This window comes from Agrobacterium sp. MS2, assembly GCF_003261015.1.
Classification (GTDB): Bacteria; Pseudomonadota; Alphaproteobacteria; order Rhizobiales; family Rhizobiaceae; genus Agrobacterium; species Agrobacterium pusense.
Genome location: NZ_QLNF01000084.1, coordinates 218,707 through 234,847, shown reverse-complemented (window position 1 = coordinate 234,847; position 16,141 = coordinate 218,707). Strand labels below are relative to the sequence as shown.

Here is a 16,141-nt window from a genome sequence, read left to right as displayed (position 1 = left end):
TGAGGTATCGGACGCGCCTACGCGAAATTGGGTCCGTTTGGACACACCGGAACGGAAATCATCCGCCACTTCGCTGTGGTTGCTGGCGCGTCAGTTCCGCCTCCGGTAGAAAATCCTCTCTCTCGGCAGCGACCCGGCTGCCTCAGGGTTGCAGGAGAGTGATGTGATGCCCATTCGCTTCGTCGCCATGATCGCGATTGTTGCCCTGCTTGCCGGTTGCGGTGGGCGGCCGATCGGAGTGATGACGCCAACGGGACAAACAGTGGCCGGTACGACGCCGGTGAATCTCCTTGTCGCGACGACACGCGCGCCGTCTGACAATCCCGCGGTTCTTTTCGGCGGCGAGCGGGGTACGGGGCTGAAGGTCGACGCGGTCACCGTCTCGATACCGCCAGACGCCAACCGCAAGGTTGGGCAGGTGCAGTGGCCGAAGAAGCTGCCGCCCAATCCGCTGAAGGATTTCACTACCGTTGCGGTCGAGCCCATCCGCTCCGAAGCCGAGACGCGAAGCTGGATCGGCCGGCATATTGAAAAGGACCGCCGCGTGCTGGTCTTCGTGCATGGTTTCAACAACCGCTACGAGGAATCCGTCTATCGCTTTGCCCAGATCGTCCATGATTCCAGAACCGATGTCGTGCCCGTCGTCTTCACCTGGCCGTCACGCGCCAGCATCTTCGACTATAATTACGACAAGGAAAGCACGAACTATTCCCGTGACGCGCTGGAAGAGATGCTGACGCGGCTGGCGAAAGACAAATCCATCCGTGAAGTCACGGTCATGGCGCACTCCATGGGCACCTGGCTTGCGGTGGAGGCGTTGCGGCAGATGGCTATCCGCAATGGCCGCGTCGATCCGAAGATCGGCAACGTCATTCTGGCAGCACCTGATCTCGACGTGGATGTCTTCAGCCGCCAGTTCGCAAGCCTCGGCAAGACACCACCGAAATTCACGCTCTTCGTTTCGCAGGATGACCGCGCGCTCAGCCTGTCGCGCCGCATTTCCGGCAATGTTGACCGTCTTGGCCAGATCGATCCTTCCGTTGAGCCCTACAGCAGCCAGCTGGAAAAGGCCGGTATCACGGTTCTCGATTTGACGAAGCTGCAATCGGGTGACCGCCTGAACCACGGCAAGTTTGCCGAAAGCCCGGAGGTCGTGCGTCTGATCGGCGACCGCCTCATCGCGGGCCAGACCGTGACGGATTCTGATGTCGGCCTGGGCGAAGCCTTGGGCGCCGTCAGCATCGGTGCCGCGCAGACGGTGGGAACAGCAGCGAGCGTTGTGGTCAGCGCGCCAATTGCTGTGTTCGATCCCCGCACGCGGGAAAACTACGGCAGGCAGGTGGAGCGGCTTGGCCGCTCGGTGGAAAATACCGTCGGATCGGTGGGTGATACGGCCGGCTCCGTGGTGGACGATCAGGCGCTTCAGTCGTCAAGGATCAACTGCGATGCCGCTGCCAATCGAAACCGGGCGGAATGCCGCAATCGCTAAACTGCGATGCGTTAGGGGCAGCGGGAACGCTAGGCGCTTTTTGTCACAGAGCGTCGCAGATTTGTATACAGCTTGTATTTTTATCTGTATGGTCGGTCGACAACCCCTTTCGGAGTAAGACCCCATGCGTTGGAAACGCACCCTCCAGCTTCTCGATGTTCATTGCGAAGGCGAAATCGGCCGTGTCGTCACCGGCGGCGCGCCGAAAATTCCCGGCAATACGGTGGCTGAACAGCTTCACTGGATGAATACCGACCCAAAGGGAGAGGCGCTTCGTCGCTTCCTGACGCTGGAGCCGCGCGGCACGCCCATGGGCTCGGTCAATCTTCTGCTGCCGCCGAAGCATCCGGATGCGCACGCCGCCTTCGTCATCCTTCAGCCGGACCAGGCGCATGCCAGCTCCGGATCGAATTCCATATGCGCGACGACGGCACTTCTGGAAAGCGGCATGGTGGAGATGCACGAACCGGAAACCGTCATCATTCTGGAAACGGCGGCCGGTCTGGTGAAGGCAACGGCCACCTGCCGTGACGGGCGCTGCGAAAAGGTCAAGCTGACCATGGTGCCGTCTTTCGTGCATGCGCTTGATGTCAGCATCGACACGCCCCAATGGGGCAAGGTGACGATGGACATCTCCTATGGCGGCATTTTTTATGCGCTGGTGGATGTGCGTCAGATTGGTCTAACGATCGAAAAAGCCAATGCCGCGAAGCTGGTCTCTGCGGGCATGATCCTTAAGGATCTGGTCAACCGCGAAATGACCGTTGTGCATCCCGAAATCCCCGCCATATCGGGCGTGGCCTATGTGATGTTCCGCGATGTGGACGCCGATGGCTCCATCCGCACCTGCACCACCATGTGGCCCGGCCGGGCGGATCGTTCGCCCTGCGGCACCGGCAATTCCGCCAATCTCGCCACGCTTTATGCGCGCGGCAAGGTGAAGGTGGGCGACGAGTATAAATCCCGCTCGATCATCGGTTCGGAATTTGATGTCGGCCTTTCCGCCGTCACCGAGGTGGCGGGCCGTCCGGCCGTCATTCCCACGATTGCCGGGCGCGGCTTTACCTTTGGTCTGCATCAGGTCGGCCTCGACCCATTCGACCCATTGGCCGATGGTTTTGCCATGACCGACGTCTGGGGTCCGGAAGCGGGCAACATCTGAAGCGCGCTTCAAAAAAATGACATTTACGGCTGCCTGATCGTGTCGGGCGGCTGTTTTCCCGCGACAAAAGATGCTAAGCGGGCGCAATTCCATCATGCTCCGAGGTATCCCGATGAAGTCGCTCACCCTGCGCCGCCCTGATGACTGGCACCTGCATCTTCGTGATGGCGCCATGCTGGAAGGGGTGATCGGGGATACGAGTCGGCATTTCGCCCGCGCCATCATCATGCCGAACCTGGTGCCGCCGGTCGTCACCACCGCAGATGCCCGCGCCTATCGCGACCGCATCGTCAAGGCCATTCCCGCGGGCGACAGCTTTGAGCCCTTGATGACGCTCTATCTGACCGAGGACACGCAGGCCGACGACGTGGAAGAGGGCAAGAAAAGCGGCCTGATTACCGCTGTAAAGCTTTATCCCGCCGGTGCCACAACCAATTCCCACGGCGGTGTGCGCGATTTTAACAAGGCCATGCCTGTTCTGGAGCGCATGGCGAAGATCGGCCTGCCCCTCTGCGTGCATGGAGAAGTAACAACGCCGGAAGTTGATATTTTTGACCGCGAGAAGGTCTTCATCGAGACGGTTCTGGAACCGCTGCGCCAGCGCCTGCCGGAGTTGAAGGTGACGATGGAGCACATTACCACCCGCGATGGCGTTGACTATATCAAGTCTTCCAAGGCCAATCTGGCCGGCTCGATCACCACGCATCATCTCATCATCAACCGCAACGCCATTCTGGTTGGCGGCATCAAGCCACATTATTACTGTCTGCCCGTCGCCAAGCGTGAGGAGCACAGGCTTGCGCTGCGGGCTGCCGCGACCTCTGGCGATGCGCGCTTTTTCCTTGGCACGGATTCCGCTCCGCACGTGGACCCGCTGAAGGAATGCGCCTGCGGTTGCGCGGGCATTTACACGTCCATCAATACGATGAGCTGCCTTGCCCATGTCTTCGAGGACGAAAACACTCTCGACAAGCTGGAAGCTTTCGCTTCGCTCAGCGGCCCGGCCTGGTATGGTCTGGCGCCGAATGAGGAGACGATCACGCTGGTCAAGCGCGACGAGCCAGTGTCATTCCCCGCCAAGATCGAAACGGGCGCCGGGCCGGTGACCGTATTCGATCCGATGTTCCCGCTTCATTGGGATGTAAACTGATTTTATGACCGCCGGCACTGCCGGCGGTTTTGTTATGGTCCGCCGGCACCTCGGCTGGCGCACGAAATACCGAACAAAGACGCGTGCTTTCCGAACACCGATCCGGGTTTTCGGAGCGAGAAACCAAGGCCTAAAAGGAGAACGCCTATGAACCACTTCACATTCACCGATCGCGCCGTCGTTGCCGAACTGGTTGCGAAAATGTTGTGGGAAATCAAGGCGGTCCATTTTAATTCCGAAAGCCCATATACCTTCGCGTCAGGCATGAAGAGCCCTGTCTATATCGACATGCGCAAGCTCATCTCCTTCCCGCGCATTCGCTCCGCAGCCATGGATTTTGCGGCGGCGGCTGTCCTGCGCGAGGCCGGTTTCGAGAAGTTTGACTGTGTGGCCGGCGGCGAAACTGCGGGCATTCCCTTCGCCGCTTTCCTTGCCGAGCGCCTCGGCCTGCCGATGATCTATTGCCGAAAGAAGCCGAAAGGCCATGGCCGCAATGCCCAGATCGAAGGACATATGCCCGAGGGTGCCCGCGTTCTCGTCATCGAGGATCTGACGACCGCAGGTGGCTCGATGTTTACCTTTATCGACGCCATTCGTGCGGCGGGCGGCATCGTCGATCACGGCATCGCACTCTTCTATTACGGCATCTTCCAGGAGGCGGAAGCACGCTTTGCCAACGGCAATGTTAAGCTGCATTACCTGACGACCTGGCGCGATGTTCTGGCCGTTGCCCGGGCTGAAAAACTGTTCGATGAAAAGACCCTCTCCGAGGTTGAAGCCTTCCTCGATAACCCGCTGCCCTGGTCGGCAAAGCGCGGCGGTGTCAGCGAATTGCCGCAATCCTAATTTCGGATGCGGGTGGCCAGCTTGTGGCTGGCCTTCCGATCCATCTTCGTCTAAATCGATTTAAGTCCATTTGATTTGCTGTTTTGAGGAGGACCGTAATGATCCTGTGTTGTGGTGAAGCCCTGATCGACATGCTGCCCCGGCAGACAACGCTGGGAGAGGCGGGTTTTGCCCCTTATGCAGGCGGTGCGGTCTTCAACACGGCCATTGCGCTGGGACGTCTCGGCGTTCCCTCCGCCTTTTTCACTGGTCTTTCAGATGACATGATGGGCGATATCCTGCGGGAAACCCTGAGGGCGAGCCATGTCGATTTCAGCTATTGCGCCACCCTCTCGCGCCCCACCACCATCGCCTTCGTAAAGCTGGTCGACGGCCACGCGACCTATGCCTTCTATGACGAGAACACCGCCGGCCGGATGATTACCGAAGCCGAGCTTCCGGCGCTGGGCGCCGATTGCGAAGCGCTGCATTTCGGAGCCATCAGCCTCATCCCCGAGCCCTGCGGCAGCACCTATGAAGCGCTGATGACGCGTGAGCAAGAAAGCCGTGTCATCTCGCTCGATCCCAATATCCGCCCCGGCTTCATCAAGGACAAGCAGTCGCATATGGCCCGCATCCGCCGCATGGCCGCCATGTCCGATATCGTTAAGTTCTCGGATGAGGACCTTGCCTGGTTCGGTCTTGAAGGCGATGAGGACACGCTTGCCCGCCACTGGCTCCACCATGGCGCAAAGCTGGTCGTCGTCACCCGCGGTGCGAAAGGTGCCGTTGGCTATACGACCGGCCTGAAGGTCGAAGTTGCTTCTGAACGCGTGGAGGTGGTGGACACCGTCGGTGCGGGTGACACCTTTGATGCCGGCATTCTTGCGTCGCTGAAAATGCAGGGCCTGCTGACCAAGGCGCAGGTGGCGTCACTGACGGAAGAGCAGATCAGAAAGGCGCTTGCGCTCGGTGCAAAGGCGGCGGCAGTCACCGTTTCGCGCGCTGGCGCCAATCCGCCTTTCGCGCACGAAATCGGCTTGTGATGGGTTAGGGTTGAACCATTTTGAAAAGATGGTTCAACACGCATCACGCCGCCAAAATCGTGAAAAACCGTTATTTCGGTATTATCAAGCTTGTGTCTGCTGTTTTTTCGAGAAACAAGCGTCGCATGAGTGTTTCAACAGCCCATCCCTTTGATTTCGATCCGACCTACGGCATGCAACGCGAGCAGTTGCTTGCCATCACGCCCCCGGAAGCGCCACCCGGTTTCGATGACTTCTGGGAGAAGCGCTATCGCCGCGCGCTTGCCACTGATCCGCGCCCGGTGCTGCGCCGGAGCAAGCTGAGCGATCCCCGTTGGCAGGTCCTCGATCTCACCTACACCTCCACCGACGGTTTCCGTATCGGTGGATGGCTGCTGTTGCCGCGCGAAGGACAGGTCCGCCGCGGCCTGGTCGTCGGCCACGGTTATGGCGGGCGCGGCGAGCCTGATTTCGATGTGCCGGTGGAAGAGACAGCCGTGCTGTTTCCCTGCTTTCGTGGACTGTCGCTGAGTGCCTGTCCGCCGATTTCATCCGATCCGGCCCTTCACGTTCTCTATAATATCGAGCGGAAAGACGATTATATTATCGGAGGCTGTGTCGATGACCTTTGGATCGCGGTCTCGACGCTTCTCAGCCTTTATCCCTGGCTGGAAGGGCAGGTGGGTTATAGCGGCATCAGCTTCGGGGGTGGTATCGGCGCTCTTGCGATCCCTTATGATAAGCGTATCGACCGCGGCCATCTCGTTGTGCCGACCTTCGGCCACCGACCGTTCTGGCTGACGCTGCCAACGGTCGGCAGCGCGGACGCCGTCCAGACCTATGCGAAGACGCACGCCCATGTGCTTGAAACGTTGCGCCTCTTCGATGCGGCCTGCGCGGCCGCCCGCATAAGCGTGCCCATGCTGATTGCGCCTGCGCTTTTTGATCCAGCCGTGGCGCCGCCCTGCCAGTTCGCGGTGGCCAACGCATTGCCGCCGTCAAAATTTAATGAAATCTTCATCCTCGACGCCGGGCATTTCGAATACCCTGACAGCGCATCGCAAGATGCGGTCCATAAGGACAAGGTCAGACGGTTTTTCAATGTGCCATGAAACGCGAATATCTCCGCTGGTATAGTCACAGGCTCCATCGCGACATGGAGCTCCTGATATTCGGTCATGCCGGCGCGAAGGTGCTGATGTTCCCGACACGCGACGGGCGCTTCTTCGAATATGAGGAGTTGGGCGTCGTCGAAAGTCTTTCCCACAAGCTGGAGGCCGGCCACCTCCAGCTTTATTGTATCGAGGGTCTGGCACGGGAAAGTTTCTACGCGGGCCACAACCACCCCGCTGACCGTCTCCGACGTCACGCCGCACTCGAGGCCTATATTCTGGGCGAAGTGCTGCCGCTGATGTCAGAGAAAAATCCGCACGGCAGCACCATCGTGCAGGGCTGCAGCCTCGGTGCCTTTCAGGCCGCCAGCCTCGTGTTCCGTCACCCGCATCTCTTCACCAAGCTCGTCGCTTTTTCCGGCCGCTATGACCTGACGATGGAGGTGGAGTCTTTCGGTGATCTGTTCGACGGCTATTATGACGATGACGTCTATTTCCACATGCCGAGCCACTTTCTTCCCGGGTTGAACTGCCCATGGCGGCTCGATCACCTGCGCCGCATCGACATGGTCTTCACCATTGGCGACGCTGACCCCTTTCTGGACAACAATCACCACTTAAGCCGCGTGCTTTCAGGCAAGCAGGTGGGGCACCAGATGCATGTCTGGGAAGGCCGCGCGCATCGGGCGGGTGCGTGGCGCAAGATGGCGGCGCTTTATATTTAATAGGTGAGTGAAGGTCGTTCGCCTTGCCCGGTGCTGCAAGGAGGCAGCGATAGCGAACTGACTAAGTTTGCACGGAGCCGGAAATGGCCTCATGCCCGCCATACGCTATTGTTTTCTGCCGGTCGCCCAATATCATCCTGTCCGGAAGGCGATCTATAGGAAAAAGAGATGCTGTCAGACCCTCAGCTGCGGCGTCGGCCGTAGCTTCCGGAAGGGCGTAAATCCCGGTTTTGGCGGCGAAAACAGCCAATGCAAACTTCAGGGAGTCGCCGACTGGTGAGAGGAATGTCTTTATTTCCAACTCACACAGCCGCACATTAATTAGATCGATGCCGATCTCCTCGTGGATTTCACGAAGAAAGGCCTCCGTGAAATCTTCGTTCTGCTCCACAGTGCCACCTGGCAGGGCCCAGCCGGCGTGCATAGTGCTGCGTTCGACCAGAACAACACGGTTCTCGGGTGTTCTAATAACGCCTATTGCTCCGCCCAAGGCATTACGGGAAAGATGTTTGTCCTTTTGAGCTTGGAAATCGCTCAATGAGACGGGTTGGAGGCCAGATGTGACATGTGTGTTTGGATAGGCATCAAGCAACGCCCGCATAGTGGGTTCAAACATGTCCATCTTATCCCCGCGTAAAATCGAAGTGATACTGACGGCTTAGCAACCTTGCTTATCAGCCTCGTGACAGCTTTTGCTAGTCGATTGTGAGCCGAAAGTATCCTCCCGGCTCTGATCAATATTGCAGAACTTACCCCGCCAGACCCGCCAGCGCCTTCACCAGGCCCTGCGTAGAGCTGTCATGGCCAGCGGCGCTTTCCTTGCCTTCGACGACCGGAAGCAGGCCGGTCGCCAGTTCCTTGCCAAGCTCCACGCCCCATTGGTCGAAGGAGTTGATGCGGAACAGCACGCCTTCGACGAAGACGCGATGTTCGTAAAGCGCGATCAGGCGGCCAAGCGCGAATGGCGTCAGCTTGTCGTAGACGAAGGTGATGGACGGACGATTGCCGGTGAAGACACGGTGCGGCGCAATGAAATCCGCATGTCTGTCATCCACGCCCTTGGAGGTGAGCTGGGCTTTTGCCTCAGCCAGCGTCCGTCCCTTCATCAGCGCTTCCGACTGCGCCAGGCAATTGGCGATGAGAAGCTGGTGCTGGTGGCGCAGTTCGGGCTCGAAACCGTTGGCTGCGATCATGAATTCCGCCGGGATGACGCTCGTGCCCTGGTGGATCAGCTGATAGAAGGCGTGCTGACCATTCGTGCCGGGCTCGCCCCAGACAACCGGGCCGGACTGGCCTTCGACCGGCGTGCCGTCGATGGTCACACCCTTGCCGTTTGATTCCATGTCCAGCTGCTGCAGATAAGCCGGGAAACGCGAGAGCCGCTGGTCATAGGGCAGGATCGCCCGCGTCGGGTAATTCAGTACGTTGCGGTGATAAAAACCGATCAGGCCGAGCAACATCGGCAGATTTTCACGGACCGGCGCCTCGCGGAAGTGGCGATCCATGGCGTGGGCGCCATCCAGGAACTTGCCGAAATTATCCGGACCGATGGCGATCATCAGCGGCAGCCCGATGGCAGACCAGATCGAGTAACGGCCGCCAACCCAGTCCCAGAAACCGAAGATGCGGTCGCTTTCGATGCCGAAGGCGGTAACCTTGTCCAGCGCTGTGGAAACCGCGGCAAAGTGATGCTTGACGGCGTCTTCACCCAGCTTTTCGGCGATGAAGCGGCGCGCCGTGGCGGCGTTCGTCATCGTCTCGATGGTGGTGAAGGTCTTCGACGCCACGATGAAGAGCGACGTCTCGGGGTCGATGAGCTTCAGCGTATCGGCGATATGCGCGCCATCAATGTTCGAGACGAAATGCGCCCGCGGGCCGTCATGGAAAGGTGCCAGCGCCAGCGTCGCCATGACCGGGCCGAGGTCGGAACCGCCAATGCCGATATTGATGACATCGGTAATCTTTTTACCGGTCGCGCCCTTCAGCGAACCGGAACGGATGGCATCGGCAAACTTGCCCATGGCAGACAGAACCGCGTTCACATCGGGCATCACGTCCTTGCCGTCAACGAGAACCGGCGTGTTGGCGCGATTGCGCAACGCGGTATGCAGGACGGCACGGTCTTCGGTGAAATTGATCGCCTTGCCGGAGAACATCTCCTCGCGCTTGGCCTCGACGCCGCCTTCTTGTGCAAGCTGTTCGAGAAGCGTGACGATCTCTTCATTCACGGCGCACTTGGAATAATCCATCAGCAGGTCATCGAACTTGGCGCTGAAACGGCTGAATCTCTTGTCATCGGCCGCAAAGGCGGCGCGAAGATCGGTTGCGGCTGTGCTGCTCGCCGTTGCTTTCAGTTTTTCGATGGTGGCCTGCATCTTGTGCTCCTCGGCTTCCGTGGAAGGATGAGGAAACTATTCTTTTTCAGGCGGCCAAATCAAGGCGGCTTCGATAAAAGAAAAGAGCCGGTCACCCGGCTCGATTTCGTTCAGTTCAGATTGCGCAATTCGCGCCGCAGGATCTTGCCGACATTCGATTTCGGCAGCTCGGTACGGAACTCGATGATCTTCGGCCGCTTGTAGTTTGTCAGGTTCTTGGCGCAAAACGCCTTGAGTTCCGCTTCCGTGAGCGACTGGTCCTTCTTGACCACAAAAAGCTTGACGGTTTCGCCGGAGTGCTCGTCCGGAACGCCGATGGCGGCGCATTCCAGGACGCCTGGATGGCTGGCGGCCACTTCCTCCACCTCGTTCGGATAGACGTTGAAGCCGGAGACGAGGATCATGTCCTTCTTGCGGTCGACGATCTTGGTATAACCGCGTTCATCCATGAAGCCCATGTCGCCGGAACGGAAGAAGCCGTCTGATGTCATCGCCTTTGCCGTCTCGTCCGGCCGCTGCCAATAACCCGCCATCACCTGCGGCCCACGAATGCAGATTTCTCCGACCTCTCCGGTGGGCAGGCTGTTGCCGTCCTCGTCGCGAATATCGATTTCGGTGGAAGAGATCGGCAAGCCGATGGTTCCGCTGAACTCCGTGGAATCGAGGCGGTTGACGGTGGCAACCGGCGATGTCTCGGAGAGGCCGTAGCCCTCCGCAATGGGGCAGCCGACGATGGAAAGCCAGCGTTCCGCGACAGGCCTTTGCACCGCCATGCCGCCGCCGAGAACCAGAATGAGCGACGACAGATCGAGCTTGCGGAAATCCTCGTTGTTCATCAGCGCGTTGAAAAGCGTATTGATGCCGGGGAAAATATGCGGCTGATAATGCGACAATTCTTTCACAAAACCGGGAATATCGCGCGGATTGGCAATCAGCAGATTGTGGCCGCCAAGCGCAATGCCCATCAGCGAATTCACCGTCAAGGCGAAGATGTGGCAGAGCGGCAGCGCGCAGATGAAGTTGAGAACTTCCGGGCGATCCTTTTGGCCGTTGAAGGCGGCGTCCAGCCACAGGCTGATCTGAAGCTTGTTGGCCAGAAGGTTGGCATGCGTGAGAACCGCACCCTTGGATACACCCGTCGTGCCCCCGGTATATTGAAGGAAAGCAATGTCCTGCGCCGTGAGGCTGACCGGCTTCAGCGAAAATCCCTGACCTTCCTTCAGCATCGCCTTGAAGCTGATGGAGCCGGGAATGGTATAGGCGGGCACCAGTTTCTTGACCTTGCGGACCACCAGATTGACGATATGTCCCTTGAGGCCGAGAAGATCGCCCATCGCCGCGACGACCACGTGCCGCACCGCGGTTTTCGGCACCGCCTGCTGCGCCACATGTGCAAAGTTCTCCAGCACGAAAAGCGCCTTCGCGCCGGAATCCTTCAGCTGATGTTCCAGCTCGCGCGGTGTGTAAAGCGGATTGACATTGACCACCACCATGCCTGCCCGCAGGATTCCATAGACCGCAACCGGATTTTGCAGGATGTTCGGCATCATCACGGCAACCCGGTCGCCCTTTTCCAGTCCTCTGGACTGCAGCCAGGCGGCGACGGCTCGGGTTTCAGCGTCCAGTTCCCGGTAGGTCAGCGACTTTCCCATGCTGGAAAAGGCCTTCCGGTCGGCAAACTGCACACAGCTCTTTTCGAGAAGATCGACGAGGGAGGCATTGGTCGATACGGGAATTTCGGAAGGAACGCCCGGCGGATAGGAAGACAGCCAGCGCTTCCCAATGACGGCGTTCTGCGGGTGTCCCAGGGACAATTCACTCATGCTGCTCCTCCCAGAGTCTCTTCGCGCCGCGCATTCTGTGGAACGCGTGAACAGCGCTTTCGGCTGCCTGATGTTCACGAGGCTCCCGCACCTGCCGGCATCTGCCGGCGTGAGGGAACCACTTGTGACGTCACCGGATCGACTGCTCCTCCCGCTCCCCGGTGACGAATGATAGACGCGTAATCCCTTGACGTCCATCTTGTCGGCGAAACCTATTTAACTCTAACGTAAACGTCAATATTGCTGCCGCACATCTCGCCAACTCGTGATGGAAAACGCATTTTCCCGGTCTTTTTTGACTTTAATCCTGATTTGAGCGATCAACATAATTCGCAAAGCAAGGCAGGATTGGAAATGGCAGGCAGCGCAGCGCTAGAACTGAAATCGGTGGGCAAGAAATTCGGCGATACGGATGTATTGTCCGACATCGATCTGTCCGTCGAAAGCGGTGAGATCATTTGTCTTGTAGGGCGTTCCGGCTGCGGAAAATCAACCTTGCTGCGTATCATCGCAGGCGTGGAGACACCCGATAAAGGCAGCGTTTCCCTGAACGGCGCTGTCGTGGCCGGGTCTGGAGCTTTCATCGAGCCCGAAAAGCGCAATATCGGTTTCGTATTTCAGGATTATGCGCTCTTCCCACATCTTACCGTCGAGCAGAACGTCATGTTCGGCCTCCGCTCGCTGCCGAAAGCGCAGGCCCGGGCGCGCACTGCGGAGATGATCGAACATGTGCATCTCAAGGAACTTGCGAAACGTTATCCCCATACGCTGTCGGGCGGTGAGCAGCAGCGCGTCGCGCTTGCCCGTGCACTCGCCCCGCAGCCTGGCCTTCTGCTGATGGACGAGCCTTTTTCCAATCTGGACAGGGGATTGCGTGACGATGTGCGCGAAGAGACGCTAGGTCTTCTACGCCAGCTGGGTACGACGGCAATCATGGTTACTCACGATCCCGAAGAAGCGCTTTCGGCGGGCGATCGCGTGGTTCTGATGCAGCGCGGACGGATCGTGCAAAGCGGCACGGGTTACGAAATCCACGACCATCCCAAGACCCGCTATGCCGCTGATTTTTTCTGCGCCTTCAACAAGATTGAAGGACGGGTAAGGCAGGGTCGCGTGGAAACGCCGCTTGGCCTGCTGGGGGATGCCTCCGATCTGCCCGATGGCCTCGCGGCGGTTGCCTATGTTCGGCCCAATGCGATTTCGATTATCGAAGACGCCGCGAAAGAAGGTATCACTGGCGAAATATCGAGCCGGGTCTTCTTGGGGGAGATCGAACAGCTCGGCATCGCCGTGCCCGGATTACCAGCTGATCTTCGCGTCAGAACAATGCAGCGTACAGCCGCCAAGACGCGGGCGATACGCTTCGGAATTGATCCGAAGGGCGTGCTGATATTTACCTCAAGTTGAATGATCGCATTTGCATGTTCTTTTTCTGCACGTTTTCAACTCTTGGTGATCAAAATGCGGCGGAAAATGGCGAAATAAAACTTGATTTGTATCATCATGTATGATGTCTGCTCCCCCTATTGCCGTTATCGGAGAGGGAGACAAAACATGAAGAAATTTACCGGGTTCGCCCTGCTTGCTAGCACGGTTGCCTGTGCAGCCGGCGCAGCCAATGCCGCTGAACTCAATATCTATACCACCCGCGAGCCGGGCCTCATTCAGCCCCTCCTGGACTCCTTCACCGCTTCGAGCGGCGTGAAGGTCAATACCGTGTTTTTGAAGGACGGCCTTGCGGAGCGTGTTCTGAGCGAAGGCGCGAGTTCGCCGGCTGACGTTCTGATGACGGTGGACGCCGGCAATCTTGTCGATCTCGCTGAAAAGGGCGTAACGCAGGCGGTCGAATCCGAGACCCTGAGCGAGGCGATCCCCGCTGAACTGCGCGATGCCAAGGGTCACTGGTTCGCGCTTTCCATGCGAGCCCGCGTTCTGTATGCAGCCAAGGACCTCGATCTCGCTTCCTTCAATTATGAAGATCTCGCTGATGTGAAGTGGAAGGGCAAGGTCTGCATTCGCGCCGGACAGCATCCCTACAATACGGCGCTGTTTGCGGACTACATCGCCCATTATGGCGCTGAAGACACCGAGAAGTGGCTTGCCGGCGTCAAGGAAAACCTCGCCCGCAAGGCAGGTGGCGGTGACCGCGATGTCGCCAAGGACATCCTCGGCGGCATTTGCGATATCGGTATCGCCAACTCCTATTATGTCGGCCTGATGCGCTCGGGCAAGGGCGGCGAGGAGCAGGTGAAGTGGGGCGACGCCATCAAGGTGGTTCTGCCGACCTTCAAGAATGGCGGCACGCAGGTCAATATCAGCGGCGCAGCCGTGGCGAAGAATGCGCCGAACAAGGCGGAAGCTGTCAAGCTTCTGGAATATCTCGTTTCCGACGAAGCCCAGAAGATCTATGCCGAGGCCAACTACGAATATCCGGTCAAGCAGGGCGCGGCTCTCAACGAGATCGTCGCTTCGTTCGGCACGCTGAAGATCGATAACAAGCCGCTGACGGAAATCGTATCGCATCGCAAGCAGGCGAGCGAGCTGGTCGACAAGGTCGGTTTCGACAAGTAAAGGCCAATCAGCGATAACATGTGAAAGGCGTTCGCAATTGCGGGCGCCTTTCCGCGTATTTTCCAGAAGCACATGAACCCAGACGCCACCCAGCCATTGTCACCTCGTGCCCGAGCCAGATTTTCATCCTCCTTCTGGTGGCTGTGCCTTTCAGTGCTGGCGGTTTGCAGCGCCATGGTTCCGGTTATGGCGCTTGTCTCGCAGGCGTTGCAGGGTTCTGATGGCCTTTGGTCGCATCTGGGCTCAACCGTGCTCTGGACGGCGCTTCCGGATACGGCGATCCTTCTTGCCGGTGTCGGGCTGCTGGCAGGTATCGTCGGAACCTGTGCCGCCTGGCTGGTCACCGCCTATGATTTTCCCGGCCGCAAAATATTGGAATGGGCGCTGCTGCTGCCGCTGGCCATGCCCACCTATATCGTCGCTTACGCCTATCTGGATATTCTGCATCCCATCGGGCCTGTGCAGGGCGCGATCCGCTGGCTGCTCGGCTATTCCAGCCCGCGTGAATTCCGTCTTCCGGACATAAGGTCCATGACCGGATGCATCGTCCTTCTGGGCTTCGTGCTGTTTCCCTATGTCTATATTCCCGTGCGCGCCATGTTCCTCACGCAGGCAGGCAACCTGCTGGAAGCGGCGCGCACGCTCGGAGTCTCCAGACGTGCGGCTTTCTTCAAGGTAGCGGTGCCGCTGGCGCGCCCGGCGATTGCGGTCGGCGTCAGCCTTGCCTTGATGGAAGCGCTGAACGATATCGGCGCGTCCGAATTTCTTGGCGTCCGCACACTCACCGTCTCCGTCTACACCACCTGGGTCACGAAATCCGACCTGCCGGGTGCAGCGCAGATTGCACTTTCCATGCTGTTCATCGTTGTCGCCCTCGTGGCGCTTGAGCGCTGGGCGCGACGCAAGCAGCGCTACGCGGTCTCTGCGCAGAAAAGCAGGCAACTGGAGCCGCTGCGGCTCAATGGCCTGAAGGGTTGGGCCGCTTTCTTGTTGGGCAGCTTGCCGGTCCTGATCGGTTTTATGGCGCCAGCCAGCTATCTCGTCACCGAGGCATGGAAGCGGTTTCGTTTCAACGGATTGTCCCCCCGTTTTGCCGATGAGGCCCTGAACACCATCGTCTTTGCCGGGGTGGCGACGGTGATCACCCTCATCCTCGGCCTTGTCGTCGCTTACGCCATGCGCCTTGCGCCGGGCCGCCTGTCGCTCTGGTCCTATCGTCTTTCGACGGTGGGATATGCTGCCCCCGGAACGGTCATCGCCATCGGCGTCCTGATCGCGCTCGGCGGCTTTGACCGCTTTGTCGACGAGACCATGCGCGACTGGTTCGGCCTATCGACAGGCCTCATCTTCATCGGCAGTGGCGCCGCGCTGATCTACGCCTATTCCGCACGTTTCCTTACCATTGCCGCTGGTGGGGTGGATGCTGGCCTCAGCCGCATCCCGCAGTCCTTCGATCACGCCTCGCGAACGCTCGGGCGATCCGCAACGCAGACATTCCGACACGTCCATCTTCCGCTTTCCAAGGCCTCACTTGCGGCTGCGGCACTGCTGATCTTCGTGGATTGCGTCAAGGAGCTTCCCGCTACGCTCCTGTTGAGGCCGCTCAATTTCGAAACCTTTGCCACCCATCTTTATGGCGAAGCGGCGCGTGGCACCTACGAGGAGGCGGCCATCGCAGCCTTGGCAATCGTCGTCATCGGCATGCTTCCGGTCATGCAACTTGCAAGGATCGGCCGGCGCAAGAGCTGACATCGAAGCTCCGCCGGATAAATTGCGGGCGAAAAATTGTGCAAGAGGCCAATAAGCTTCAAATCCACCCAGAAAACGACAAGCATCGGGCCTTAATCCTGATGTAAACACTCAGCTTAATTGAGGTGCTGCGAC

At 58.9% G+C, this 16,141-nt stretch carries 13 protein-coding genes; 10 read left to right on the top strand and 3 right to left on the bottom strand.

Annotated features, from left to right (window positions below; translation table 11 throughout):
• The first annotated feature begins 166 nt into the window (after window positions 1-166).
• From DOU54_RS21255 to DOU54_RS21225, 7 genes are all read left to right on the top strand, one after another.
• Window positions 167-1,489 carry an alpha/beta hydrolase gene (locus DOU54_RS21255; protein WP_004439698.1) on the top strand — a complete coding sequence of 441 codons (1,323 nt, stop codon included), beginning with the start codon at window positions 167-169 and terminating at the stop codon, window positions 1,487-1,489.
• Between the two features lie 124 nt (window positions 1,490-1,613).
• On the top strand, window positions 1,614-2,651 hold the full coding sequence (locus tag DOU54_RS21250; RefSeq protein ID WP_112766106.1) for a 4-hydroxyproline epimerase: 1,038 nt from the start codon (window positions 1,614-1,616) through the stop codon (window positions 2,649-2,651).
• A gap of 112 nt (window positions 2,652-2,763) precedes the next feature.
• Window positions 2,764-3,801: a dihydroorotase gene (gene pyrC / locus DOU54_RS21245; protein ID WP_112766107.1), complete on the top strand. Its 1,038-nt coding sequence runs from the start codon at window positions 2,764-2,766 to the stop codon at window positions 3,799-3,801.
• A 147-nt stretch (window positions 3,802-3,948) separates the two neighbouring features.
• The gene (locus DOU54_RS21240) at window positions 3,949-4,647 is read left to right on the top strand and encodes an orotate phosphoribosyltransferase (RefSeq protein ID WP_004439706.1); all 699 of its coding nucleotides are present in this window, start codon (window positions 3,949-3,951) and stop codon (window positions 4,645-4,647) included.
• A gap of 98 nt (window positions 4,648-4,745) precedes the next feature.
• Window positions 4,746-5,672, top strand: coding sequence for a carbohydrate kinase family protein (locus DOU54_RS21235; protein WP_037089369.1), 927 nt, complete (start codon window positions 4,746-4,748; stop codon window positions 5,670-5,672).
• A 125-nt stretch (window positions 5,673-5,797) separates the two neighbouring features.
• Window positions 5,798-6,763: an acetylxylan esterase gene (locus DOU54_RS21230; protein ID WP_113380980.1), complete on the top strand. Its 966-nt coding sequence runs from the start codon at window positions 5,798-5,800 to the stop codon at window positions 6,761-6,763.
• Window positions 6,760-7,488 carry an esterase family protein gene (locus DOU54_RS21225; protein ID WP_113380907.1) on the top strand — a complete coding sequence of 243 codons (729 nt, stop codon included), beginning with the start codon at window positions 6,760-6,762 and terminating at the stop codon, window positions 7,486-7,488. Before DOU54_RS21230 ends, DOU54_RS21225 begins: the two co-directional genes overlap by 4 nt.
• A 61-nt stretch (window positions 7,489-7,549) precedes the next feature.
• Here DOU54_RS21225 and DOU54_RS21220 read toward each other — a convergent pair whose 3' ends face one another.
• From DOU54_RS21220 to DOU54_RS21210, 3 genes are all read right to left on the bottom strand, one after another.
• Window positions 7,550-8,104 carry an NUDIX hydrolase gene (locus DOU54_RS21220; RefSeq protein ID WP_162749552.1) on the bottom strand — a complete coding sequence of 185 codons (555 nt, stop codon included), beginning with the start codon at window positions 8,102-8,104 and terminating at the stop codon, window positions 7,550-7,552.
• A 133-nt stretch (window positions 8,105-8,237) separates the two neighbouring features.
• Window positions 8,238-9,863, bottom strand: coding sequence for a glucose-6-phosphate isomerase (pgi, locus tag DOU54_RS21215; RefSeq protein ID WP_022555553.1), 1,626 nt, complete (start codon window positions 9,861-9,863; stop codon window positions 8,238-8,240).
• A 110-nt stretch (window positions 9,864-9,973) separates the two neighbouring features.
• Window positions 9,974-11,686: a long-chain fatty acid--CoA ligase gene (locus DOU54_RS21210; RefSeq protein ID WP_004439720.1), complete on the bottom strand. Its 1,713-nt coding sequence runs from the start codon at window positions 11,684-11,686 to the stop codon at window positions 9,974-9,976.
• A 354-nt stretch (window positions 11,687-12,040) separates the two neighbouring features.
• On the opposite strand from DOU54_RS21210, the gene DOU54_RS21205 reads away from it, so the two are divergent.
• The 3 genes from DOU54_RS21205 to DOU54_RS21195 all read left to right on the top strand — a co-directional run bounded on the left by DOU54_RS21205 (window position 12,041) and on the right by DOU54_RS21195 (window position 16,006).
• Window positions 12,041-13,093, top strand: a complete 1,053-nt coding sequence (locus DOU54_RS21205) for an ABC transporter ATP-binding protein (RefSeq protein ID WP_113380909.1) — start codon at window positions 12,041-12,043, stop codon at window positions 13,091-13,093.
• Window positions 13,094-13,240: 147 nt separating this feature from the next.
• On the top strand, window positions 13,241-14,257 hold the full coding sequence (locus DOU54_RS21200) for an extracellular solute-binding protein (RefSeq protein WP_113380910.1): 1,017 nt from the start codon (window positions 13,241-13,243) through the stop codon (window positions 14,255-14,257).
• A 72-nt stretch (window positions 14,258-14,329) separates the two neighbouring features.
• Window positions 14,330-16,006: an ABC transporter permease gene (locus DOU54_RS21195; protein WP_113380911.1), complete on the top strand. Its 1,677-nt coding sequence runs from the start codon at window positions 14,330-14,332 to the stop codon at window positions 16,004-16,006.
• Window positions 16,007-16,141: the final 135 nt, after the last annotated feature.